Source organism: Streptomyces genisteinicus (genome assembly GCF_014489615.1).
In the GTDB taxonomy this organism is placed as follows: Bacteria; Actinomycetota; Actinomycetes; order Streptomycetales; family Streptomycetaceae; genus Streptomyces; species Streptomyces genisteinicus.
Window position 1 is genome coordinate 5886173 of sequence record NZ_CP060825.1, and the last position, 24467, is coordinate 5910639.

The following is a 24467-nucleotide window of genomic DNA, read 5'->3' on the forward strand; positions in this document are numbered from 1 at the left end:
GATGGAAGCATGGATCTTCGCATCTTCACCGAGCCCCAGCAGGGCGCCGACTACGACACCCTCCTCGCCGTCGCCAAGGCCTCCGAGGACCTCGGCTTCGACGCCTTCTTCCGTTCCGACCACTACCTGAGCATGGGCCCGGTCGACGGCCTTCCCGGACCCACCGACGCATGGATCACGCTTGCGGGGCTGGCCCGCGAGACCCGCACGATCCGTCTCGGCACCCTCATGACCGCCGGCACGTTCCGGCTGCCCGGTGTCCTCGCCATCCAGGTCGCCCAGGTCGACCAGATGTCCGGCGGCCGCATCGAACTCGGCCTGGGAGCGGGCTGGTTCGAGGAGGAGCACCGCGCGTACGGCATCCCCTTCCCCAAGGAGCGGATCGCCAGGCTGGAGGAGCAGCTGGCGATCGTCACCGGCCTGTGGTCCACCGGTGAGGGCGAGCGGTTCAGCTACGAGGGCACCCACTACCAGCTCACCGACTCGCCGGCCCTGCCGAAGCCCGTGCAGCCGAGGATTCCGGTGCTCATCGGCGGCCACGGTGCCGTCCGCACGCCGCGTCTGGCCGCCCGGTACGCGGACGAGTTCAACCTGCCCTTCGCCTCCCTCGAGGACACCGAGCGCCAGTTCGGACGGGTCCGGGACGCCGCCCGGGAGGCCGGCCGCGACCCGGGCGACATCGTCTACTCCAACGCCCTGGTGGTCTGCGTAGGCAAGGACGAGGCCGAGGTCGCCCGGCGTGCGGCGGCGATCGGCCGCGGGGCGGACGAGCTCCGGGCGGACGGCCTCGCCGGCTCCCCGGCCGAGGTCGTCGACAAGATCGGCCGCTACGCGGAGAAGGGGGCCTCCCGGATCTATCTCCAGGTGCTCGACCTCGACGACCTCGACCACCTGGAACTGATCTCCTCCCAGGTCCAGTCCCAGCTCTCCTGACCCAGTCGCCGCCCGGGGCGCGGACCCGCCCGTCCGCGCCCCGGCGGCCCGGCCCCCGGAGGCAGCCGTGCGCCCCTCCCGTCCCCTCGCCGCCGCGCTGGCCGAGCGTGCGCTGGTCCTCGACGGCGGCCTCGCCTGCCGGCTGGAGGCGCAGGGCTGCGATCTGGCGGACGACCTCTGGTCGGCCCGCCTCCTCGCCGAGGATCCCGCACAGATCGAATCCGCCCACACCGCCTACGTCCGGGCCGGCGCGGAGGTGCTGATCACCGCGAGCTACCAGGCCACCTTCGAGGGCTTCGCCCGCCGGGGCGCCGGGCCCGCGGAGGCAGCGGAGCTGCTCGCCCTCAGCGTGGACCTGGCGCGCCGGGCCGGGGACGCGGCGCCCCGGGAGGTGTGGGTGGCGGCATCCGTCGGTCCGTACGGCGCCCATCTCGCCGACGGCAGCGAATACCGCGGCGCCTACGGACTGACCGTGGGCGAGCTGGAGCGCTTCCACCGCCCCCGCGTCGAAGCGCTCGTGGCGGCCCGGCCCGACGTGCTGGCGCTGGAGACCGTCCCCGACACGGACGAGGCCCGCGCGCTGCTCGCGGCCACCGAGGGGTGCGGGGTGCCCCTCTGGCTGTCGTACACCGTCGCCGGCGGGCGGACCCGTGCCGGGCAGGACCTCGCGCAGGCGTTCGCTCTCGCCGCCGGCCGGGACGACGTCATCGCGGTCGGCGTCAACTGCTGCGACCCGGACGAGGCTGCGAGCGCGGCCGCTCTCGCCGTCCGCACGACCGGCAGACCTGCCGTCGTCTACCCGAACAGCGGCGAGCGCTGGGACGGCGTCGCGGGGCGGTGGGCGGGAGCCGCGGCCTTCGACCCGCACGAGGCGCCCCGGTGGGCGGCCGCGGGCGCCCGGCTGATCGGCGGCTGCTGCCGCGTCGGCCCGCGGGGCGTCGCGGGGCTGGCGGCGGCACTCGGAGGCGACCGGCCGTGACGGGCCGGGGACGGGACGGGTACGGGTGCGCCGCCGGCGGGGACTCCGCCTCCGGTGCCACGGGCGCCCGGTGGGCGCGCCGCTTCCCGGTGTGACGGGCGCCCGGCGCCGGGCCGGCAGGGTGAGAGGGGGGACACCCTGTGACACGAGCGCCGGAGTCCGTCGAAAACCGCTGTCCAGGGCTGACGCGGCCGACGATACTCGGACGGGTGTTCCTGACGATCAGTACCTCCGGTACCCCCGAACGCCCCGCCACCGACCTCGGCTTCCTGCTGCACAAGCATCCCGACAAGGCGCAGGCGTTCTCCACCGCGCACGGCACGGCCCACGTCTTCTACCCCGAGGCGTCCGCCGAGCGGTGCACCGCCGCGCTGCTGCTGGAGGTCGATCCGGTGGCGCTGGTGCGCCGCGGCAAGGGCAAGGGCCGGGGGCAGGCCCCCGACGCCGCCCTCGCGCAGTACGTCAACGACCGCCCGTACGCGGCGTCCTCGCTGCTCTCGGTCGCCATGAGCACGGTCTTCAAGAGCGCCCTGCGCGGCGTGTGCGCCGCTCTGCCCGAGCGCGCCGCCACGCCCCTGCCGCTGCGCGTCGAGGTGCCGGCCGTCGCCGCCCGCGGCGGCGTCGAGCTGGTCCGCCGGCTCTTCGCGCCACTGGGCTGGACCTCGGTCGAGGCCGAACCGATCCCGCTGGACGAGGAGTTCCCCGGCTGGGGCGACTCCCGCTACGTACGGCTCGCCCTGGAGGGCGAGCTCCGGCTCGCGGACGCCCTGCGCCAGCTCTACGTCCTGCTCCCTGTCATGGACGACGCGAAGCACTACTGGGTCGCCACCGACGAGGTCGACAAGCTGCTGCGGGCCGGTGAGGGCTGGCTCGCCGACCACCCCGAGCAGCAGCTGATCACCAGCCGCTACCTCTCCCGGCGGTGGGGCCTGACCCGTCAGGCCATGGAGCGCCTCGAACTCGTCCGCCTCGCCGAGACCGACGACCTCGCCGTCGAGGACGTCGACAACGCCGTCGACGAGACCACGGACACCGACGAGCGGCCCGTACCGCTCGCGGAGCAGCGCCGGCAGGCGATCCTCGCCGCGCTGCGCGCCCGCGGGGTGCAGCGCGTGGTCGACCTGGGCTGCGGACAGGGCCAGTTGGTGCAGGCGCTGCTGAAGGACACGCGCTTCACCGAGATCACCGGCGTCGACGTGTCGGTGCGCGCGCTCACCGTCGCCGGGCGGCGGCTGAAGCTGGACCGGCTGGGGGAGCGGCAGGCGTCCCGGGTCACCCTGATGCAGGGGTCGCTCACGTACACCGACAAGCGGCTGGCCGGCTACGACGCGGCCGTCCTCAGCGAGGTGATCGAGCACCTCGACCTGCCGAGGCTGCCGGCGCTGGAGTACGCCGTCTTCGGCGCGGCACGGCCCGGCACGGTGCTGGTGACCACCCCGAACGTCGAGTACAACGTGCGCTGGGAGAGCCTGCCCGCGGGCCACGCCCGGCACAGCGACCACCGCTTCGAGTGGACCCGTGCCCAGTTCCGGGCCTGGGCCGCGGGGGTGGCCGGACGCCACGGCTACACGGTGAGCTTCGCCCCGGTGGGGCCGGACGACCCGGAGGTCGGCCCGCCCACGCAGATGGCGGTCTTCGAGGCCGCCGTGTCCGGCGGCGCCACCCCGACGGCCACCCCGACGACCGCGACGGCCGGCGCGTCCGGCGGCGCCGTCCCGACCACCGTCCCGACCGCCGCATCCGCGACGACGGCCGCGTCCGCGACGACGACCCCGACGGCCACCGCGGCCGGCACGACCACCACCGAGCACGAGTCCGAGAAGGAGGCGACGGCGGCATGACCACCACGAGCACCGAAGAAGCGGCCACCGTCCCCGGCCGGCGGCTGCCGGTCACCGACCTGTCCCTCGTCGTCCTCGTCGGAGCCACCGGCTCCGGCAAGTCGACCTTCGCCCGCAGGCACTTCAAGCCCACCGAGGTCGTCTCCTCCGACTTCTGCCGGGGGCTCGTCGCCGACGACGAGAACGACCAGAGCGCCAGCGGCGACGCCTTCGACGTCCTCCACTACATCGTCGGCAAGCGCCTCGCCGCGGGCCGGCTGACCGTGGTCGACGCCACCAACGTGCAGACCGAGAGCCGACGGCAGCTCGTGAAGATCGCCCGCGAGCACGACGTGCTGCCCATCGCGATCGTGCTCGACCTGCCCGAGGACGTCTGCGCGCGCCGCAACGCGGCGCGCCCCGACCGGGCCGGCATGCCGCGCCACGTCATCTCGCGGCACCGCCGCGAACTGCGCCGCTCGCTGCGCGGACTGGAACGCGAGGGCTTCCGCAAGGTCCACGTGCTGCGCAGCGCCGAGGAGGCCGAGGGCGCCGAGATCGTCCTGGAGCGGCGCTACAACGACCTCCGCCACCTCACCGGCCCGTTCGACATCGTCGGCGACATCCACGGATGCAGCTCCGAGCTGGAGACCCTGCTGCGCGAACTCGGGTACCAGGACGGCGTCCACCCCGACGGCCGGACCGCCGTCTTCGTCGGCGACCTCGTCGACCGCGGCCCCGACAGCCCCGGCGTGCTCCGCCGCGTCATGGGCATGGTCGCCGCGGGAAGCGCCCTGTGCGTGCCGGGCAACCACGAGAACAAGCTGTCCCGCTGGCTGAAGGGGCGCAACGTCCAGCACACCCACGGCCTCGCCGAGACGATCGCGCAGCTCGAGAAGGAGGACGACGCGTTCCGCGAGCAGGTGCGCGAGTTCATCGACGGACTCGTCAGCCACTACGTCCTCGACGAGGGCCGGCTGGTGGTCTGCCACGCCGGGCTGCCGGAGAAGTACCACGGCCGCACCTCGGGCCGTGTCCGCTCGCACGCCCTGTACGGGGAGACCACGGGGGAGACCGACGAGTTCGGGCTGCCCGTGCGCTACCCGTGGGCGGAGGACTACCGGGGGCGGGCCGCGGTCGTCTACGGGCACACCCCCGTCCCCAGCACCTCCTGGATCAACAACACCATCTGTCTCGACACCGGGGCCGTCTTCGGCGGCCGGATGACCGCCCTGCGCTGGCCGGAGCGCGAACTCGTCGACGTGCCCGCCGAGAGGGTCTGGTACGAGCCGGTCAAGCCGCTGCTCACCGAGACCCCAGGCAGCCGCGAGGGCCGCCCGCTCGACCTCGCCGACGTGCAGGGCCGCCGGGTCGTCGAGACGCGGCACATGGCGCGCGTCGGCGTGCGCGAGGAGAACGCGGCGGCGGCGCTGGAGGTGATGAGCCGCTTCGCCGTCGACCCCCGGCTGCTCGCGTACCTCCCGCCGACGATGGCGCCGACCGCGACCTCGCGCCAGGACGGCTACCTGGAGCACCCGGCGGAGGCCTTCGCCCAGTACGCGGCGGACGGCGTCGCCCGGGTGGTGTGCGAGGAGAAGCACATGGGGTCGCGTGCGGTGGCCCTGGTCTGCCGCGACGCCGCTGCCGCCGTGCGCCGCTTCGGCGTCGACGGCCCCACCGGCGCCGTCCACACCCGCACCGGACGCCCCTTCTTCGACGACCCGACGGTCACCGAGGCGGTGCTGGAGCGGCTGCGGGCCGCTGCGGGCGCCGCCGGGCTCTGGGACGAGCTGGATACGGACTGGCTGCTGCTGGACGCGGAGCTGATGCCCTGGTCCCTCAAGGCCTCCGGCCTGCTGAGGACCCAGTACGCCGCGGTCGGGGCCGCGGCGGGCGCGGTGCTGCCCGGGGCGACCGCGGCGCTGGCGGCCGCGGCGGCGCGCGGTGTCCCGGTGACGGGACTGCTCGCCCGTCACCGCGAACGCGGCGAGGACGCCCGGGCGTTCACGGACGCCTACCGCCGCTACTGCTGGACGACCGACGGTCTGGACGGGGTCCGCCTCGCCCCGTTCCAGCTCCTCGCCGTCGAGGGACGCTCGCTCGCCGGTGTCCCGCACGACCGGCAACTCGCCTGGCTGGACCGGCTGGTGGAACACGACCCGACCGGCCTGCTCCAGGTGACGCGCCGGCTGGTCGTCGACACCGGGGACGAGACGTCGGTGGCGGCCGGCGTCGACTGGTGGCTGGAGATGACCGGCCGGGGCGGCGAGGGCATGGTCGTCAAACCTCTCCAGGCGCTGGCCCGTGACGCCGGCGGACGGCTCGTCCAGCCCGGTGTGAAGGTACGCGGCCGCGAGTACCTGCGGATCGTCTACGGCCCCGAGTACACCCGGCCGGCGAACCTGGAGAGGCTGCGCGACCGCCACCTCGGCCACAAGCGCTCGCTGGCCCTGCGCGAGTACGCGCTCGGGCTGGAGGCGCTGGAGCGGCTGGCCGCCGGCGAGCCGCTGTGGCGGGTGCACGAGGCCGTGTTCGCCGTCCTCGCGCTGGAGTCGGAGCCGGTCGACCCCCGGCTCTGACGGCCCGGCCGGCCGCGGGGACGTCCCCCGCGCGTGCGCCCGCTCCCGCCCCTCGGGACGAGCACCGTCCGGTGGCCGCCGGTCGCCCTCTGCGACCGGCGGCCACCCGGCCCGCCGCCACTTTTCCCCCGAGGCCCGCTCCGGGGCCGGGCTCCGGCGCTCCGGAATACGGACTCCGGCGTTCGCCGGGTGAACGGGCCCCTGTCCGGCAAGGATGGAGACATGGCATTCCACGTCGACTCCGAGACCGGCCGGCTGCGCCAGGTCATCCTCCACAGGCCGGATCTCGAACTGAAGCGGCTCACACCGAGCAACAAGGACGCACTGCTCTTCGACGACGTGCTCTGGGTGCGCCGCGCCCGCCAGGAGCACGACGGCTTCGCGGACGTGCTGCGCGACCGGGGGGTGCAGGTGCACCTCTTCGGGGACCTGCTGCGCGAGTCCCTGGCGGTCGGGGAGGCCCGCAAGCTCGTCCTGGACCGCGTCTTCGACGAGAAGGAGTACGGCCCCCTCGCCACGGACCACCTGAGGGCCGCGTTCGACGAGATGCCCACGGCCGCCCTCGTCGAGGCGCTGGTGGGAGGGATGACCAAGCGGGAGTTCCTGGCCGGGCACACCGAGCCGACCTCGGTCCGGTTCCACACCATGGACCTGGACGACTTCCTGCTGCAGCCGCTGCCCAACCACCTGTTCACCCGCGACACTTCGGCCTGGATATACGACGGGGTGTCGATCAACGCGATGCGCTGGCCGGCCCGGCGGCGCGAGACGGTGCACTTCGAGGCGATCTACAAGTACCACCCGCACTTCGTCGGCGAGCAGGCCTCGCACTTCCACCACTGGTCGGAGGGTCAGGACGACTACCCGTCCACGATCGAGGGCGGAGACGTCCTGGTCATCGGCAACGGGGCCGTGCTGATCGGGATGAGCGAGCGGACCACGCCGCAGGCGGTGGAGATGCTGGCGCGCGGTCTCTTCGCCGCCGGTTCGGCCCGCACCATCGTGGCGCTGGACATGCCGAAGCGCCGGGCGTTCATGCACCTGGACACGGTGATGACCATGGTCGACGCGGACACCTTCACGCAGTACGCAGGGCTCGGCATGCTCCGCTCCTACACGATCGAGCCGGGTGACACGCCCCGGGGCATCAAGGTCAGCGACCATCCCCCGGAGCGGATGCACGACGCGATCGCGGCGGCCCTCGGACTGAAGGACATCCGGGTGCTGACCGCGACGCAGGACGTGCACGCGGCCGAGCGCGAGCAGTGGGACGACGGCTGCAACGTGCTCGCGGTCGAGCCGGGTGTGGTGGTGGCCTACGAGCGGAACGCGACGACCAACACCTACCTGCGCAAGCAGGGCATCGAGGTGGTCGAGATCCCCGGCAGCGAACTGGGCAGGGGCCGGGGCGGCCCCCGGTGCATGAGCTGTCCCGTCGAGCGGGAGGCCGTGCGGTGAACACTCCGACGTAAGGGTGTATAGCGATGCATGGGCTCGTATAGACTTCCATGCGTTCATCGCTTTTCCGCCACCCAGGAGCGCCCATCATGGCGATACATCTCGAAGGCCGCCACTTTCTGAAGGAGCTGGACTTCACGGCAGAGGAGTTCCGCGGCCTGCTCGACCTGGCCGCGGAGCTCAAGGCCGCGAAGCGGTCCGGCACCGAGGTCCGGCGGCTGCTGGGCAGGAACATCGCCCTGATCTTCGAGAAGTCGTCCACGCGCACCCGCTGCGCGTTCGAGGTGGCGGCGGCCGACCAGGGCGCGTCGACGACGTACATCGATCCGGCCGGGTCCCACATCGGCAAGAAGGAGTCGGCGAAGGACACCGCCCGGGTCCTCGGCCGGATGTTCGACGCGATCGAGTTCCGGGGCGACGCCCAGCACACGGTGGAGGAGCTGGCCGCCCACGCGGGGGTGCCGGTCTACAACGGGCTGACGGACGACTGGCACCCCACCCAGATGCTCGCCGACATGCTCACCATGACCGAGCACTGCGACAAGCCCCTGGAGCGGATCGCCTTCGCCTACCTCGGCGACGCCCGGTTCAACATGGGCAACAGCTACCTCGTGACGGCGGCGCTGCTCGGCATGGACGTGCGGATCGTCGCGCCCGAGGCCTACCGGCCGGCCGTGGAGGTCGTCGCGGCCGCGCAGGAGCTCGCGGCGGCGAGCGGCGCGCGGATCACGCTGACCGAGGACGTCGGCGAGGGCGTCCGGGGCGCGGACTTCGTCGTCACCGACGTGTGGGTGTCGATGGGCGAGCCCGAGGAGGTCTGGGACGAGCGGATCAAGGCGCTCTCCCCGTACGCGGTGACGATGGACGTCCTGCGGGCCACCGGCAACCCGGACGTGAAGTTCCTGCACTGCCTGCCCGCCTTCCACGACCTGGGCACCAAGGTCGCCCGGCAGATCCACGAGCGCCACGGGCTCTCCTCGCTGGAGGTCACCGACGAGGTCTTCGAGTCGCCCCACTCCGTCGTCTTCGACGAGGCCGAGAACCGGATGCACACCATCAAGGCGGTCCTGGTCGCCACGCTGGCCGGCGACCGCGGCTGAGCACCGGCGGCCCTGCCCGGTCCGTCCCCGCCGGCGGCACGCGGGCGCGACCTGCCGGGGGCGGCGACGGGGGCGGGGGCTCACGGGTGAAGCCCGCCGGGGGGCGGTGCGGCGGGGCCGGGCGGAAGGCGCTCAGTCGCGCACGGCGAGCGAGAACCAGACCGCCTTGCCCCAGGCGGTGAGGTGGTGGCCGCACTCGGAGCTCAGGGCGCGGATCAGCAGCAGGCCCCTGCCGTGCTCCTGCCAGGGGCCGGGCTCCGGCTCCGGCGCGTGCGGCGCGAGGGCCCCCGGCGGCTCGGGGTCGGCGTCGTGCACCTCGACCTGGCAGCGCTTGGGCAGCAGCTGGACGACCAGCTCGATCCGGGAGCCGCCCGGCGTGTGGCGGACCGCGTTGGCGACCAGTTCCGCGGTGAGCAGCTCGGCGGTGTCCCTGCCCGCCGGGTCGTCGGTGTCCGCGAGCGCCGCCCGTATCGCCGCGCGGGCCATGGGCACGGCGGCCGCGGTGTGCGGGAGCGGCACGTGCCAGGAGGCGGGAGCGGGGGAGTCGGGCACAGTGATGTCCGTTTCGGGCGGGCGGTCGTGGCCCCAGCGTACGGAGCCGGCGCGCGCCCCTCACCGGCCATGACGTGTTCGGCGGGGACCTGTGCCGGAACCATGACGAGACCTTCGCACTGTCACGGACCGCCGCACCGCTGCGCGTCCGCGGCGCTGCGCACGGTCACCGCGGAACGTGTCGCGCACTCATGACGACAGTCACAAACGAGTGATAACTTCGAGGGGCAGGCCGCAGCAGTCCGCCCGCCGAAGGAGCACAGGTGAGCCCCTTTACCGGATCAGCCCCGCCGACCGACGCATGGCACCATCTGCGGCTGACCAGGGACGACGGCGTCGCGACCGTCACCCTCGCCCGCCCCGACAAGCTCAACGCGCTCACCTTCGGCGCCTACGCCGACCTGCGCGATCTGCTGGCCGAGCTCTCCCGCGACCGGTCCGTGCGGGCGCTCGTGCTCGGCGGCGAGGGCCGCGGCTTCTGCTCCGGAGGCGACGTCGACGAGATCATCGGCGCCACCCTGTCCATGGACACCGCCCAGCTCCTCGACTTCAACCGGATGACCGGCCAGGTGGTCCGGGCGATCCGGGAGTGCCCGTTCCCGGTGATCGCCGCCGTGCACGGAGTGGCCGCCGGAGCCGGTGCCGTACTGGCCCTCGCGGCGGACTTCCGGATCGCCGACCCCACGGCACGCTTCGCCTTCCTCTTCACCCGGGTCGGGCTCTCGGGCGGCGACATGGGCGCCGCGTACCTGCTGCCGCGCGTCGTCGGACTCGGGCACGCCACCCGGCTGCTGATGCTCGGCGAGCCGGTGCGTGCCCCGGAGGCGGAGCGGATCGGCCTGCTCAGCGAACTCGTCGAGGAGGGCGGTGCGGCCGCCCGCGCCGCCGAGCTCGCCCGGCGCCTCGCCGACGGCCCCGCGCTCGCCCACGCCCAGACCAAGGCGCTGCTCACGGCCGAGCTGGACATGCCGCTCGCGGCCGCCGTGGAGATGGACGCCGCCACCCAGGCCCTGCTGATGAACGGCGAGGACTACGCGGAGTTCCACGCCGCCTTCACCGAGAAGCGGCCCCCGAAGTGGCGGGGCCGCTGATGGACCCCCGGCCCCCCGCCTCGGCATCCGCCCCCGCCACCGTTGCCGCACCTGCCCGGGCACCCGCCCCCGCACCGGCACTCGCACCCGAGGCCTCCCTTGCCCCCGCACCCGAGGCCCGCCCGGCGTCCGGCGCCCGGCCCCTGCGCGTCGCCGTCGTCGGCGGCGGTCCCGGCGGCCTCTACGCCGCAGCCCTGCTCAAGCGTCTCGACCCGGCCCGGGACGTCACCGTGTGGGAACGCAACGCGCCCGACGACACCTTCGGGTTCGGCGTCGTCCTCTCCGACGAGACCCTGGGCGGCATCGCGCACGCCGATCCCGTCGTCCACGCCGCGCTCCAGGAGGAGTTCGTCCGCTGGGACGGCATCGACATCGTGCACCGCGGGCACCACCAGCGCTCCGGCGGCCACGGCTTCGCCGCCCTCGGGCGCCGCAGGCTCCTGGAGATCCTGCACCGCCGGTGCGCCGGCCTCGGCGTGCGGCTGCGCTTTCGCACCGAGGCCCCACCGGCCGCCGAACTCGCCGCCGGCCACGACCTGGTGATCGCCGCCGACGGCGTGCACAGCGCCACCCGGGAGCGGCACGCCGACGTCTTCGGGCCGCGGATCACCTCCCACCGCTGCCGCTACATCTGGCTCGCCGCCGACTTCGCCTTCTCCGCCTTCCGGTTCGAGATCGCGGAGACCGAACACGGCGTCATGCAGCTCCACGGCTACCCGTACGCCGCCGACGCCTCCACCGTCATCGTCGAGATGCGCGAGGAGGTCTGGCGGGCCGCCGGATTCGGCGGACTCGACGAGCAGGAGTCCGCCGCGCGCTGCGCCAGGATCTTCGCCGGGGCGCTCGACGGCCGCCCGCTGCGCGGGAACTCCTCCGCCTGGACGGCGTTCCGCACCGTCGTCAACGACCGCTGGTCGCACGGCCGGATCGTGCTGCTCGGCGACGCCGCCCACACCGCGCACTTCTCCATCGGCTCCGGCACCAAGCTGGCCGTCGAGGACGCGCTCGCGCTGGCCGCGTGCGTCGAGGAGCAGCCGGACCTGCCCGCCGCGCTGGCCGCGTACGAGAGCGAGCGCAGGCCGGTCGTGGAGTCCACCCAGCGCGCGGCCGCCGCGAGCCTGCGCTGGTTCGAGGAGCTCGGCCGCCATGTCGGGCGCCCGCCGCGGCAGTTCGCGTTCGACCTGCTCACCCGGAGCCGCCGGGTCACCCACGCCAACCTGCGGATGCGCGACGCGGCGTTCACGGAGCGGGTCGAGCGCGAGTTCGGCTGCCCGCCCGGCACGCCGCCCATGTTCACCCCCTTCCGGCTGCGCGGCCTCACCCTGCGCAACCGGGTCGTCGTCTCTCCCATGGACGTGTACGCGGCCGAGGACGGGCTCCCCGGCGACTTCCACCTCGTCCACCTCGGCGCCCGCGCGCTCGGCGGCGCGGGGCTCGTGATGACGGAGATGGTGTGCGTCAGCCCGGAGGGCCGCATCACCCCGGGCTGCACCGGTCTCTACACCTCCGCTCACACGGCCGCCTGGCGCCGGGTGACGGACTTCGTCCACCGGCAGGCGCCGGGCACCGCCATCGGCGTCCAGCTCGGCCACTCCGGCCGCAAGGGGTCCACCCGCCTCATGTGGGAAGGGATGGACCAACCGCTGGAACAGGGCAACTGGCCGCTGGCCGCCGCCTCCCCGCTGCCCTACCTCCCGGGCGTCAGCCAGACGCCCCGGGCCCTCGACCGTGCCGGACTCGACGCAGTCCGCGGGCAGTTCGAGGCCGCCACCCGGCGCGCCGCGGAGAGCGGGTTCGACCTCCTCGAACTGCACTGCGCACACGGCTACCTGCTCTCCGGGTTCCTCTCCCCGCTCACCAACCGGCGCACCGACGCCTACGGCGGTTCGCTCACGGACCGGCTGCGCTTCCCGCTCGAGGTCTTCGACGCCATGCGGGAGATCTGGCCCGAGGACCGCCCGATGACGGTCCGCCTCTCCGCGACCGACTGGTCCGACGGCGGCACCACGGCCGGCGACGCCGTCGCGATCGCACGCGCCTTCGCCGCCCACGGGGCGGACGCCGTCGACGTCTCCACCGGCCAGGTCGTCCCGGACGAGCGGCCCGAGTACGGGCGTTCGTACCAGACCCCGTTCGCCGACCGCATCCGGAGCGAGGCGGGCGTCCCCGTGGTGGCGGTGGGCGCGATCTCGTCCTGGGACGACGTCAACTCCCTCCTCCTCGCGGGCCGTGCCGACCTCTGCGCGGTGGGCCGGCCGCATCTGTACGACCCCCAGTGGACGCTGCACGCGGCGGCCGAACAGGGCTACCGCGGCGACGGCGCCGTGTGGCCGCCGCCCTACCGCGCGGGCAGCCGCACCCCGCCGACGGGCCGCACCGACGCACCGCGCCCCCGCCTCACGCTGACCGCCCCCGCCGCCGCACCGGCCCCTGCCGCCGCTCCGCCCGCCGCACCGTCCGGCCGCACCCCGCCCCCGCCGCCCGCGCCCGGCCCGGCGCCCCCGCGCTGACCGGGGCGTCGCACCGCCCGCGTTGCGCACCCCCGACCCGCTCGCACCCCCGGCCCGCTCGCCCGCGGCCGCCCCGCCCCCGCCGCCCGCGTACCGGCGCGGGCGACGGCGGGACCGCCGCCCGGACGAGGACCGGGCGGTTCCCGTCTCAGGCGCCGACGAACTCCGCGCCCGCGTCGCGCAGCCGGGCGTGGAGGCGTGCGAAGACGTCCGCCGAGCGGCCGCCCGGCCAGCCCTGCGGCAGCAGCTCCGCCGGCAGGCCCGGGTCGGCGTACGGCAGCCGGCGCCAGGAGTCGAGCGCGGTCAGGTAGTCGCGGTAGGCGTCCGGCGCCGGGGTGTCCGCGCGCCGCTCCCAGGACCGGAGCACGGGCTCGTGCCGGTCGAGGAACTCCTCGTGCTCCTTGGCGATCGCCGCCAGGTCCCACCAGCGGGCGGCCGCCTCGGCCGTCGCCGCGAATCCCAGGTGCTCGCCGCGGAACAGGTCGGCGTACGGGTCCAGCCGCAGGCGGCGCAGTGTGTGCCGGGTCTCGTCGAACAGGCGGGCCGGGGCGATCCACACCCCCGGGGCGGCCGCCCCGAAGCCGAGCCGCACCAGCCGGGAGCGGAGCAGGTGGCGTTTGGCGCGCTCGGCCTCCGGCACCGAGAAGACGACCAGCACCCAGCCGTCGGCGAGCCGGGCCGGGGAGCCGGCGAAGATGCGCCGGTCGCCGTCGTCGAGGAGCTGCCGCGCGTCGTCGGACAGCGCGTACCCGGCGGCACCGCCCGCGGTCCGTTCGGGCACGAGCAGCCCGCGGCGCTTGAGCCGGGACACGGACGAGCGCACGGACGGCGCGTCGACGCCGAGCGCCCCGAGCAGCCGGATCAGCTCGGCCACGGCGAAGGGCCCCGGGCGCGTCCGTCCGTAGGCGCCGTAGAGGGTGACGATCAGGGATCGGGGGGTGTGCAGCTCGGCCACGCGATCACTCTAGGGCTCGCAGCCGGAAGCGCTGCAGTTTGCCGGTGGGCGTGCGCGGCAGGGCGTCCAGGAAGACGATGCGGCGGGGGCACTTGTACGGGGCGAGCCGTTCCCTGACCGCCTCGGTCAGCGCGTCGGCCGTCTCCTCGCCGCCCGCCGCCCCGTCCCGCAGCACGACGTAGGCGGCGACGATCTGACCGCGCAGCGCGTCGTCGTGGCCGACCACCGCGGCCTCCGCCACGTCGGGGTGCTGGAGCAGGGCGTCCTCCACCTCGGGGCCGGCGATGTTGTAGCCGGCCGAGATGATCATGTCGTCGGCGCGGGCGACGTAGCGGAAGCGGCCGTCCGGCTCGCGTACGTAGGTGTCGCCGGTGAGGTTCCACCCCCCGCGCACGTACTCGCGCTGGCGGGGGTCGGCCAGGTAGCGGCAGCCGACCGGACCGCGGACCGCGAGCAGGCCCGGTTCGCCGTCGGGCACCGGCAGACCGTCCGGTCCGACCACCCGCGCCTGCCAGCCGGGGACGGGCAGTCCGGTGGTGCCGGGCCGGATCTCCTCGTCCGCCGCGGAGATGAAGATGTGCAGCAGCTCGGTCGCGCCGATGCCGTTGATGATCCGCTGCCCGGTCCGCTCGTGCCACTGCCGCCAGGTGGCCGCGGGCAGGTTCTCGCCCGCCGACACGCACCGCCGCAGCGAACCGAGGTCGTGGCCGTCGAGGTGGTCGAGCATCACCCGGTAGGCGGTCGGGGCGGTGAAGAGCACCGACACCCGGTGCTCGGCGACGGCGGGCAGCAGCTGGTGCGGCCCGGCCTGCTCCAGCAGCAGGGCGGCGGCCCCCGCCCGCAGCGGGAACAGGACCAGGCCGCCGAGGCCGAAGGTGAAGCCCAGCGGCGGGCTCCCGGCGAACAGGTCGTCCGGGCGGGGACGCAGCACCTGGGCCGAGAAGGTGTCGGCGACGGCCAGCACATCGCGGTGGAAGTGCATGCACCCCTTCGGCCGGCCCGTCGTCCCCGAGGTGAACGCGATCAGCGCGACGTCGTCGGCGGCCGTGGCGACCGCCTCGTACGGCTCCGCGGACGCCCCCGCGGCGAGCGCCAGCAGGTCGTCGGGGCCCGGCCCGCCGAACTCCGTGATCCGCAGTCCCGGCACGCCCGCCTTGACCAGCTCGTCCACGGAACGGACGTCGCACAGGGCGTGGCGGACCTCGGCGATCGCGCAGATCGTGGCGAGCTCCGCGGCCCGCTGCTGGGCCAGCACGGTGACCGCGACCGCGCCGGCCTTGAGCACGGCGAGCCAGCAGGCCACCAGGTGCGGTGTCGTGGGGCCCCGCAGCAGGACCCGGTTGCCCGGGACCACCCCGAGCCCGTCGGTGAGCACATGGGCGATGCGGTCCGCCCGTTCCCTCAGCTCCCCGTAGCTCCAGCACGCGCCGCCGCCGGTGCGCAGGGCGGGCCGGTCGGGGCCGAGGCGGGCGGCCGTGGCGTCCAGCAGCTCGGCGGCGCAGTTGAGCCGCTCGGGATAGCGGAGCTCCGGCAGGTCGAGGAGGAGGTCCGGCCATGCGCCGGGGGGCGGCAGGTGGTCGCGCGGAAACGTGTCGAGGTGGGCCGAGGGTGTCAGCTCCATGGTTCGCCCCCTGGCTGTGGTGGGGTTGCGAAGGGTCCCTCGTCGCGATGGGGGACGCCGGACGAGCGTATCGTGATGGTGACGACAGTCAACAGTGCGCGATACGCTCCGTGCGGGCACGGCACCGCCGCCGTCCCCGGGACCCGCCGTACGGACACCTGCCCGCGTCGGCCCGCCGCACCGCCTCGGAGACCGGCCCCCGACCGTCGGAAGCGAGGGCGTGAATGCCCGCATTCTCACTCGATACGGTACAGACCGCCTGGTGCGGCGAACTGCGCGACCTGGCCCGTGACCGGCTGCGCCCGGTCGCCGAGGGGGGTGCGCCGGGGCGTCTCAACCGCCCGCTGATCGCCGCGCTCGGCGAACTCGGCCTGCTGAAACGCCTCTTCGCCTCCGGATCGCTCGAACTCTGCCTGCTGCGCGAATCCCTGGCATACGGCTGCACCGAGGCCGAGACCGCCCTCGCGCTCCAGGGCCTCGGCGCCTCGCCCGTGCTCCGTGCGGGTACCGCGGCCCAGCGGGCACGCTGGCTGCCCGAGGTCGTCGCGGGACGCGCGGTCGCCGCCTTCGCGCTCAGCGAGCCCGGTGCCGGGTCCGACGCCGCGGCGCTCGCCCTCGAAGCGGTGCCCGAGGGCCGGGGCTGGCGGCTGAACGGGGAGAAGTGCTGGATCTCCAACGCCCCCGAGGCGGACTTCTACTCCGTCTTCGCGCGCACGACCGCCGGGGCGGGCGCCCGCGGCGTGACCGCCTTCCTCGTCCCCGCCGACCGGCCGGGACTCACCGGCACACCGCTCGACATGCTGTCCCCGCACCCGATCGGCGCGCTCGCCTTCGACGGTGTCCCGGTCACCGAGGACGACATGCTCGGCGAACGGGACCGCGGCTTCGGGGTCGCGATGGACACCCTCAACCGCTTCCGCCCCAGCGTCGGCGCCTTCGCCGTGGGCATGGCCCAGGCCGCCCTCGACGCGGCCCTGGAGCACACCGCGTCCCGCACGGCCTTCGGCGGGCCGCTGAAGGACCTCCAGTCGGTCGCCCACACCGTGGCGGAGATGGCCACCCGCACCGAGGCCGCCCGGTTGATGGTGTACGCGGCGGCCTGCGCGCACGACGAGGGACAGGACGGCGTGCCCCGGCGTGCGGCGATGGCGAAACTGCTGGCCACCGAGACCGCCCAGTACGTGGTGGACGCCGCCGTCCAGCTGCACGGCGCCCGCGCGCTGCAACGCGGCCACCTGCTCGAACACCTCTACCGCGAGGTGCGCGCCCCCCGCATCTACGAGGGCGCCAGCGAGGTCCAGCGCACCATCGTCGCCAAGGAGCTGTACGCGCGGCACGCGCGTGCCGAGGAGGGCACCGGATGAGTCTGCACCGGCACAATCCCGTGGAGCTGTCGCCGCCCGCGGGGTTCTCGCACGCGGTCACCGCCACCGGCTCCCGCCTGGTGTTCCTCGCCGGTCAGACGTCCCTCGACGGGGAGGGCAAGGTCGCCGGGAGCACGCTGCCCGAGCAGTTCGAGCTGGCCCTCGGCAACCTCCTCACCGCCCTGGCCGCGGCCGGCGGCACGCCCCACGACCTGGCGCGGGTCACGGTCTACGCCACCGACGTCGCCGACTACCGGGTGCACGCGCCGGAACTCGGGCGCATCTGGCGCCGGCTCGCGGGCCGCGACTACCCGGCGATGGCGGTGATCGGCGTGGTGCGGCTGTGGGACGAGGAGTGCCTCGTCGAGGTGGACGGGACGGCGGTCCTGCCGTGACGGAGGCGGGCCCGCGGGACACCGGCCGGACCCGCCCCGGCCGCTCGCGGGACCGCCCCGGCCGAGTGGTGACGCCCCGGGGGCGGGCTTAACGTCGTTCTGTGGACGGTCCCGTCCGCAAACCTGCCGTTCGGGTGAACCCCCGGCAGGGGATGTCCGGCCAGCTAGGCACGGTGTTCCATGACGACTCCGCAGCCCGCGACAACCGCTCAGGACAGCGCCCCCGGCAAGGGCGGCGGACACGGGATGGCGCTTCTGGTCCTCGCCTCCTGCCAGCTGATGGTGGTCCTCGACATCACCATCGTGAACATCGCCCTGCCCCACATCCAGAGCGATCTGGGCTTCTCCACGACGACCCTGTCATGGGTGGTCAGCGCCTACACCCTGACCTTCGGAGGGCTGCTCCTCCTCGGCGGACGGGCGGGCGACATCCTGGGGCGGCGGAGGGTCTTCATCTTCGGCGTCCTGCTGTTCGTGCTCGCCTCGCTGCTCGGCGGCCTCGCGCAGAACGGCGGCCAGCTGCTCGCGGCGCGCGCCCTCCAGGGCGTCGGCGGCGCCATCGCCTCGCCGACCTCGCTCGCGCTGATCACCACCACCTTCAAGGAAGGCCCGGAGCGCAACCGGGCCTTCGGCGTCTTCGCGGCCGTGTCGGCAGGCGGCGGCGCCATCGGCCTGCTGGCGGGCGGCATGCTCGTCGAGTGGCTGGACTGGCGGTGGGTCCTCTTCGTCAACGTGCCCATCGGCCTGCTGATCGCCTTCGCCACGCCGCGCTACATCAAGGAGTCGGAACGCCACCAGGGCAACTTCGACATCGTCGGCGCGCTGACCTCGACCCTGGGCATGGCGGCGCTGGTCTACGGGTTCATCCGGGCCGGCCAGGACGGCTGGCGGGACCCGCTCACCCTCGGTTCGTTCGCCGCCGCCGTGGTGCTGCTCACCGCGTTCGTCGCCGTCGAACGCCGCTCGAAACAGCCCATCACACCGCTGCACATGTTCGCCGACCGCAACCGGGCGGGCACCTACGGCATCATGCTCTGCCTCGCCGCGGCGATGTTCGGCATGTTCTTCTTCCTCACCCTCTTCGTGCAGAACGTCCTCGGCTTCAGTCCGCTCATGGCGGGCCTCGCCTTCCTGCCGGTCAGCGCGGTCATCGCGATCGGTGCGGGCCTCGCCTCGCAACTGCTGCCCCGGTACGGGCCCAAGCCCTTCATGGTGACGGGCGCGCTGCTCGCCGCCGCCGGTCTCGGCTGGCTGACGATGACGGACGTCGACTCCACCTACGCGGGTAGCATCCTCGGTCCGATGCTCGTCTTCAGCCTCGGTATGGGCATGCTCTTCGTCTCGCTGACGCTGATGGCGCTGTCCCGGGTGCCGGTGCACGAGTCGGGCGCCGCGTCCGGACTGCTCAACGCCACCCAGCAGGTCGGCGGCTCGCTCGGGCTGTCGATCCTGGTCACCGTGTCCGGCACGGCCAGCAGGAACGAGGCCGACCAGCAGATCCCGGCCTTCCTCGCACAGGCGAGTCCGGCGGAAGCCCTCCAGTTCAGGCGCACCGGGCAGCTGCCCCCGCCCTGGTCGGACCAGGTCCTGGCCGCGGGTGTGTCGGCGGCCTTCGTGGCGGCGGCGATCTTCGCCGTGATCGCCGCGGTGATCGCCCTGTTCGCCATCAAGGTCCGTGCGGACGACCTGGAACGCCTCAAGGGCGGTGGCGCGATGCCCGGCGCCTGAGCCGCCGGCGGTTCGTCGTGTGCGTGGGGCCCCGGCCGCGGCCGGGGCCCCACGCACTGCCGGGTGGATCAGCTCATGGACGAGGGGCCGATGGTGGGCTTGCGGCCGCCGCGGCCGCCGGCCGCCATGGCGAGACCGCAGAGCAGCGCGACCGCTCCGACGATCACGTTGTTCACGACGGTGCGCGTGGTGGACACGTCACCCGAGACGATCCACGGGGCGAGGATCGTGAACGCGCCGATCGCGCAGGCGGCCCAGGCCATGGCATGGGTGCGCTCGTACGCCGACGCGAAGCCGCTCATGCAGACGCAGTAGGCGATGCCGAGGATCAGGTTGGTCACGGCGAGCGCGGTCAGACCGCTGAAGCCCGCTATCCAGGGCGATGCCGCGAGGTAGACGCCGGTGAGCAGGGCCAGGGCCTCGACGCCCTGGGCCGTGGGGTTGGATGTCGCACGTTCGAAGCGGGAGCGCATCTCGGCGACGTCCGGGTGCTGGGAGATGTCTGAACGGGTGGTCATGGTGGGCCGCCTCCTGCCGCAGCCTTATCTGTCCTTTATGTCCATGGAACGCCCGTCCTGGCGGCAGGTCAATGGGCTGTTTGCTTCGATTTGACCGAATTTTCGAGCAGGGATGCGGAGCGGGGCGCGCTATGAGGGCGACGCGGGGCGGGCGACGCCGGGCCGGCCGGGCCGCCGTCCGCGGGACGGCTGCGCTGGGCCCTGTCCGGCGGATCATTGCCTGCGGCGGCGAGCCTCGGGCAGTGATCCGCAGTACGCGACTGGGGGTGGCGTGTCAGGCCGGGGAGAACTTGGCGACGTACTAGTCGAAGGGCTCGATCCCGACTTCTGCACGGAGTTCGTTCATGCGCTCGGGCTCTTCACAGGGCTACGGAATCGGCGCCCCATCCTTCACGCCGGCGATTTGAGTGCCGTAGATCTGCTGGCGTCCCTCGTCGACCAGCGTGCGGTCGCACAGAAAGGCCAGCTCGCGCGGGCTGGCCGAGCCTGCCGTGCGCCACTCTCAACTACCAGGATAGATCGCTGCGTTGTTCTTGTTGCCCGCAAGCCTAAAGGTGCAAATCAGGCGTAAAGATCATTCCGGGGAACGGCGACAGGCGCCTCGCCACATGGGGATAATGGATCTACCCCCGAAGCCGGAGCCGGATCGCTACGACTGCCGCGACGCTTTCGGTCGGCCAGCTGGCTGCCCGGTTCGGGGATGGTGTGCTTGATCTGCATCGGCGCAGGTAGCGGGGGTTACGGCGTGAGGAGTACGCCTTGTCGCCACCGAAATGATCCGGGCAGGTGCGGGGACGCCCGCCGTCGAGGCGGACAACACGGAACCGGAACCGTATGCCGTCGATCAGTTGCCGCCGGGTCCATTTCGGCGGCCTGCCAGGCTTCGTGCCCGTGGGCAACAGCGGTTTCAGCCCTGCCCACTGTGCGTCGGTCAGATCTCCACGCGCCACAAGCCGAGACCATTCCACGTCCATGATCCACTTTCGCCACACGCCCTGGAACCGAGGTGTTGGGCTCTGTACGATGGGCGCATGGAGTGGGGGACTCTCGCGGTTGCGGCCATCGGTGCGCTGTTCGGCATCGGCGCCACGGTCATCACCGACGCCATGCGTTCGCGGCGGGAGCGGGACCAGAGATGGTCCGAGGCTAAGCAACTCGTGTACGTGCGCTTTCTTACGGCGTTGGCGCAGGCTCACAGCCGCATGGTCATCGTGGTCTCGCGCGGTGACGCAGGAGAGACGCGACGTCATGCTGTTCATGACGCCTTTCACAATGATCCACAGCACGCCGGGGCCAAGTCCGTTCTCCGAGAGTTGGCCTTGGTCGCCCCCGACCACGTCCATCAAGTGGCGCTACCTCTGTATGAGCAATTGCGGATCATTCGGAACGCGCTCGGCTCAGAGAACATCGCCGTCGAGACGCCCGAGTATTGGAACGTCGTGCGGCCGTTCTTCCAGAAGATGGAGGCTCTGCAGCGTGTCATGCGTGACGACCTGCAACCCCCGTCGGGTCGACGCCAGAGGCTTGCGTCGAGTGCGAGCCCGACACCACCTCCCCTGACCTAGTACTCCAGTGTGGTTTCGTGCTGCCCCCGCTGGCTGCGTGCGTGAGCCATCGTCGGCATAGGCCGGCCCGCGGTGGGCTTCGGTACGACGGCAAGGGCTGCGACGGCCCCGAAGAGTACAGTGGCCGCTGGTTCCGATGTGCACCCGGCGTTCTTCGCCGCCCACGGCATCACTGTTGAGCGGGCCTGACCGACAACGGCTTCTGCTACAAGTCCAAGCTGTCAGCCAAGCCCTGGCCGCGGCCGACATCACCCACAAGAAGATCAGGCCTTACCGGCCGCAGACCAACGGCAAGGGCGAGCTCTTCAACCGCACCCTGCTCGACGAGTGGGCCTACCTGCGGCCCTACGCCTCGAACGACGAGCGGACAGCGGCCCTGGCAGACTTCCTCCGCACCTCCAACCACCACCGCTGCCACACCGCACTGGGTGGACACCCGCCCATCAGTCGCGTCAACAACCCTGCGGGTCGATACACCTAGCCGGCGGGGTGGACGAGGCGCCGGCGCTCACCGGTCGCCGCGGACTCCTTGATCGCGTCGATGACGCGGTGCATCCGCGCCGCGGTCCCGAAGTCGGGTCCGGACGGTTCACCGGTGCGGATCGACCGGGCCAGGTCGGTGTACACCCGGTGCACGTTGCGCACCGGCACGGGGGCGTCCGGCAGCAGCGGCCGGTATCGTTCGGGCACGTCGACGGTGACGGGCGGGCGCCCGGCGGCGGTGTGCGTCAGGACGAACTCGGGGCCGACGAGGGAGTCGTCGGTGGACCGCAGCACCAGCCGTCCCTCCGACCCGTGCACCTCGATCCGGAACCCGTCGCCGTGCACTCCGCCGGTCATGAAGTGGACCGACGACGCCGCTCCGGACTCCAGCAGGCCGCCCACCACGATCTGGTCGGGCGACGTCACCTCGAGCTTCTCGCCCGTCTCCTCCATCGTCACCGTGGTGACACGGGTCGCGAGGGTGGCCGACAGTTCGGTGAAGTCCCCCACGGCGTACCGGTACATGTCCATCGAGTGGCCCGCCACGACGGCGAGGTGACCGACGTCCTTGGTGCGGTCGAACAGCGCCGCGTACCGCGTCGACCAGACGGTCGGGGTGGCCAGCGAGTACGTCAGCGACGTGGAGAGCACCTCGCCGGCGGCCCCGTCCGCCACCAGGTCGCGCAGCAGCCGCACCGCCGGGTGGTGACGGCTCTGGAGGCCCACCGCGTGCCGGACGCCCGCCGCGTCCGCCGCGCGCCGGAAGCGCTCCGCGGTGGGCGCGTCCGGCGCCAGCGGCCACTCGCTGTACACGTGCTTGCCCGCGGCCGTCGCGGCCTCCACCAGGCCGTCCCGCCGCGGGAGTTGAACGGCGAGGACGACGAGGTCCACCTCCGGGTGCTCCATCAGCGCCCGTGCGTCGTCGAAGGCGTGCCGCGCACCCCAGGCGGCGGCCGCCGCGCCGGCCGACTCCCGGCTCGTCCCGGCGACGGCGGTGATCTCGTAGTCGTCCGCGAGAGCCGCCAGCGCCGGCAGATGGACGTTCCGCCCCCAGCCGCGCTCCGCGTGCGCTCCCACGACTCCCACTCGGATCCTGCCCGTCATGTCGAACACCTCTCGTCCGTGTCTCTCCGGCGTTGTCGCCGCTGTCGGTATCCGCGCCGTGCAGTCATGGCGCGGCCGTGCCGCCGTCCCGTTCAGTGCATGACCAGGGGCGCCGGCGCGGTGTCGTGCACCGGGTCCTCACGTCCGTCCACGGCGTCCCGGGCGCCCGGGGTACCGGTGTTCCCGTCGTCCGCCCCGGTGTTCCCGTCCGCGCCGGAGCCCGCCGCCGGGGCGGTGTCCCGCAGGACGAAGAAGACGACGAGCCACGCCAGGAAGACGAACCCGGCCGCGACGACGAAGGCCAGGCCGTACCCGTCCCGCAGCGCCCGGACCTGCTCGGCGCCCTCGGCGGCCAGGGTGTTGCCGCGTGACGTGGCGACGGTGGCGAGCACCGCCAGTCCGACTGCCGCACCGGCTTGCTGGGCCGTGTTGTTCAGCCCGGAGGCGAGTCCCGCGTCGGCCGGGGCGGCGCCGGACATGGCCCGCATGATGACCGCGGGCACCGCCAGGCCCATGCCGAAGCCCTGGATGACGAGCGTCGGCGCCACGTCCACCCAGTAGTCGCCGCCGACGGGGGCGCGGCTGAGGAGGAGCAGGCCGCTGCCGAGGAACAGCAGCCCGGTCAGCAGCACCCGCCGGGTGCCGAAGCGCGCGGTGAGCCTCGCCGTGAAGAACAGGGACATGACCGCGATGACGAGCGGGGCCGGGAGGAAGGCGAGGCCGGTCTGCAGCGAGTCGAAGCCCAGCACCCGCTGGAGGTAGAGGGCGCCCAGGAACTGGAAGCCGAAGCCGGCCGAGAAGACGAGCACCACGGCGATGTTGGCGCCGCTGATCTCGCGGTTGCGGAAGATGCGCAGGGCCAGCAGCGGGCGGGCCGCCTTCGCCTGGCGGACCAGGAACGCGGCGAGCAAGGCCACCGAGACGGCGCCGTAGGCGCCCAGTTCGGCGGCACCGTAGTGGCCCTCGGAGACCTGGGAGATGGTGAAGACGCCCAGCGACAGGCCCGCCGTCACCAGCACCGCGCCGACCGCGTCGGCGCCGGCCCGCAGCCCCAGACCCGGGCGGGCGTCGAGCAGCCTGACACCGGCGACGAGTGCCAGGACCCCGATCGGCAGGTTGATGAGGAACACCCAGTGCCAGCCGAGCGCGTCCGTGATCACACCGCCCGCGATGAGGCCGGTGGAGGCGCCGCCCGCCGAGACGAAGCTGTACACGCCCATGGCCTTGGCCTGTTCGGCGGGGTCCGGGTAGAGGCGCACGATCATGCCGAGCACCACCGCGGACGCGAGCGCCGCCCCCACGCCCTGGAGGAAACGGCCGCCGATCAGCATCCCCTGGTTCGTGGCGACGCCGCACAGGAGGGAGGCGGCGGTGAACGTCACCAGGCCCGCGAGGAACACCTTCTTGCTGCCGATCAGGTCGCCGAGGCGTCCGGCCAGGAGCAGCAGGCCCGCGAAGGCGATGAGGTACGAGTTGACCACCCAGGACAGGCCGCCCTGCGAGAAGCCGAGGTCGCTCTGGACGGTGGGCAGCGCGACCGTGACGATCGTGCCGTCGAGGATGATCATCAACTGCATGGTGCAGAGGACGGCGAGTGCCGTTCCGCGTGAACCGGTGGTGCCGGTCGGTGACGTCACGAGAGTGGTCCTTCCTGGGAGTTCGGGGAGTCCGGGGGAGTGCCGGCGGGTGACCGGCGTGCGCGAACACGCGAA

Annotated in this window: 18 protein-coding genes and 4 pseudogenes; 13 read left to right on the forward strand and 9 right to left on the reverse strand. The window is 73.3% G+C overall.

What is annotated here, in order from left to right; genetic code table 11:
- The first annotated feature begins 9 nt into the window (after nt 1-9).
- The 6 genes from IAG43_RS25290 (at nt 10) to argF (ending at nt 8869) form a co-directional block, all read left to right on the forward strand.
- On the forward strand, nt 10-933 hold the full coding sequence (locus tag IAG43_RS25290) for an LLM class F420-dependent oxidoreductase (protein ID WP_187742979.1): 924 nt from the start codon (nt 10-12) through the stop codon (nt 931-933).
- Nucleotides 934-1000: 67 nt separating this feature from the next.
- A complete protein-coding gene (mmuM, locus tag IAG43_RS25295; protein WP_187742980.1) occupies nt 1001-1912 on the forward strand; it encodes a homocysteine S-methyltransferase in 912 nt (303 codons plus the stop codon).
- Between the two features lie 209 nt (nt 1913-2121).
- Complete coding sequence (locus IAG43_RS25300; RefSeq protein WP_187742981.1) at nt 2122-3753, forward strand: 3' terminal RNA ribose 2'-O-methyltransferase Hen1; 1632 nt, start codon at nt 2122-2124, stop codon at nt 3751-3753.
- A complete protein-coding gene (locus tag IAG43_RS25305; protein ID WP_187742982.1) occupies nt 3750-6311 on the forward strand; it encodes a polynucleotide kinase-phosphatase in 2562 nt (853 codons plus the stop codon). The genes IAG43_RS25300 and IAG43_RS25305 overlap by 4 nt, the downstream gene beginning before the upstream one ends.
- Before the next feature lie 222 nt (nt 6312-6533).
- Nucleotides 6534-7769: an arginine deiminase gene (locus tag IAG43_RS25310; RefSeq protein WP_187742983.1), complete on the forward strand. Its 1236-nt coding sequence runs from the start codon at nt 6534-6536 to the stop codon at nt 7767-7769.
- A gap of 89 nt (nt 7770-7858) precedes the next feature.
- On the forward strand, nt 7859-8869 hold the full coding sequence (gene argF, locus IAG43_RS25315) for an ornithine carbamoyltransferase (protein ID WP_187742984.1): 1011 nt from the start codon (nt 7859-7861) through the stop codon (nt 8867-8869).
- A 132-nt stretch (nt 8870-9001) separates the two neighbouring features.
- On the opposite strand, the gene IAG43_RS25320 is transcribed toward argF, so the two are convergent.
- Nucleotides 9002-9421, reverse strand: coding sequence for an ATP-binding protein (locus IAG43_RS25320; protein ID WP_246574557.1), 420 nt, complete (start codon nt 9419-9421; stop codon nt 9002-9004).
- A gap of 263 nt (nt 9422-9684) precedes the next feature.
- On the opposite strand from IAG43_RS25320, the gene IAG43_RS25325 reads away from it, so the two are divergent.
- Together IAG43_RS25325 and IAG43_RS25330 are read left to right on the forward strand one after the other, a co-directional pair.
- The gene (locus IAG43_RS25325) at nt 9685-10512 is read left to right on the forward strand and encodes an enoyl-CoA hydratase family protein (RefSeq protein WP_187742985.1); all 828 of its coding nucleotides are present in this window, start codon (nt 9685-9687) and stop codon (nt 10510-10512) included.
- Nucleotides 10512-13022, forward strand: coding sequence for a bifunctional salicylyl-CoA 5-hydroxylase/oxidoreductase (locus IAG43_RS25330; RefSeq protein WP_187742986.1), 2511 nt, complete (start codon nt 10512-10514; stop codon nt 13020-13022). Before IAG43_RS25325 ends, IAG43_RS25330 begins: the two co-directional genes overlap by 1 nt.
- Before the next feature lie 148 nt (nt 13023-13170).
- Here the strand turns inward: IAG43_RS25330 and IAG43_RS25335 are convergent, their stop codons facing one another.
- Together IAG43_RS25335 and IAG43_RS25340 are read right to left on the reverse strand one after the other, a co-directional pair.
- Nucleotides 13171-13977, reverse strand: a complete 807-nt coding sequence (locus IAG43_RS25335; RefSeq protein WP_187742987.1) for a PaaX family transcriptional regulator — start codon at nt 13975-13977, stop codon at nt 13171-13173.
- Between the two features lie 4 nt (nt 13978-13981).
- Nucleotides 13982-15598, reverse strand: coding sequence for an AMP-binding protein (locus IAG43_RS25340; RefSeq protein WP_187742988.1), 1617 nt, complete (start codon nt 15596-15598; stop codon nt 13982-13984).
- A 224-nt stretch (nt 15599-15822) separates the two neighbouring features.
- On the opposite strand from IAG43_RS25340, the gene IAG43_RS25345 reads away from it, so the two are divergent.
- The 3 genes from IAG43_RS25345 to IAG43_RS25355 all read left to right on the forward strand — a co-directional run bounded on the left by IAG43_RS25345 (nt 15823) and on the right by IAG43_RS25355 (nt 19085).
- The gene (locus tag IAG43_RS25345; RefSeq protein ID WP_187742989.1) at nt 15823-16962 is read left to right on the forward strand and encodes an acyl-CoA dehydrogenase family protein; all 1140 of its coding nucleotides are present in this window, start codon (nt 15823-15825) and stop codon (nt 16960-16962) included.
- Nucleotides 16959-17357, forward strand: a complete 399-nt coding sequence (locus IAG43_RS25350; protein WP_187742990.1) for a RidA family protein — start codon at nt 16959-16961, stop codon at nt 17355-17357. Before IAG43_RS25345 ends, IAG43_RS25350 begins: the two co-directional genes overlap by 4 nt.
- Nucleotides 17358-17537: 180 nt before the next feature.
- Nucleotides 17538-19085, forward strand: a complete 1548-nt coding sequence (locus IAG43_RS25355) for an MFS transporter (protein WP_187742991.1) — start codon at nt 17538-17540, stop codon at nt 19083-19085.
- A gap of 68 nt (nt 19086-19153) precedes the next feature.
- On the opposite strand, the gene IAG43_RS25360 is transcribed toward IAG43_RS25355, so the two are convergent.
- The 4 genes and pseudogenes from IAG43_RS25360 to IAG43_RS25370 form a co-directional block, all read right to left on the reverse strand.
- Complete coding sequence (locus IAG43_RS25360; protein WP_187742992.1) at nt 19154-19603, reverse strand: SPW repeat protein; 450 nt, start codon at nt 19601-19603, stop codon at nt 19154-19156.
- 301 nt (nt 19604-19904) lie between these two features.
- A pseudogene (locus tag IAG43_RS34660) lies at nt 19905-20096 on the reverse strand (DUF6624 domain-containing protein); the annotation flags it as partial.
- 161 nt (nt 20097-20257) lie between these two features.
- Nucleotides 20258-20430, reverse strand: a pseudogene (locus tag IAG43_RS25365) (IS5/IS1182 family transposase); the annotation flags it as partial.
- 45 nt (nt 20431-20475) lie between these two features.
- Nucleotides 20476-20577 (reverse strand): annotated as a pseudogene (locus IAG43_RS25370) (transposase); the annotation flags it as partial.
- A 57-nt stretch (nt 20578-20634) separates the two neighbouring features.
- On the opposite strand from IAG43_RS25370, the gene IAG43_RS25375 reads away from it, so the two are divergent.
- Nucleotides 20635-21168 (forward strand): hypothetical protein, encoded by a 534-nt coding sequence (locus IAG43_RS25375; RefSeq protein WP_187742993.1) that lies wholly within the window; start codon nt 20635-20637, stop codon nt 21166-21168.
- 111 nt (nt 21169-21279) lie between these two features.
- Nucleotides 21280-21649 (forward strand): annotated as a pseudogene (locus tag IAG43_RS25380) (integrase core domain-containing protein); the annotation flags it as partial.
- Here the strand turns inward: IAG43_RS25380 and IAG43_RS25385 are convergent.
- Nucleotides 21646-22755: a Gfo/Idh/MocA family protein gene (locus IAG43_RS25385; RefSeq protein WP_187742994.1), complete on the reverse strand. Its 1110-nt coding sequence runs from the start codon at nt 22753-22755 to the stop codon at nt 21646-21648. The pseudogene IAG43_RS25380 and the gene IAG43_RS25385 sit on opposite strands and share 4 nt — an antisense overlap.
- A gap of 92 nt (nt 22756-22847) precedes the next feature.
- A complete protein-coding gene (locus IAG43_RS25390) occupies nt 22848-24392 on the reverse strand; it encodes an MFS transporter (RefSeq protein WP_281403984.1) in 1545 nt (514 codons plus the stop codon).
- Nucleotides 24393-24467: the final 75 nt, after the last annotated feature.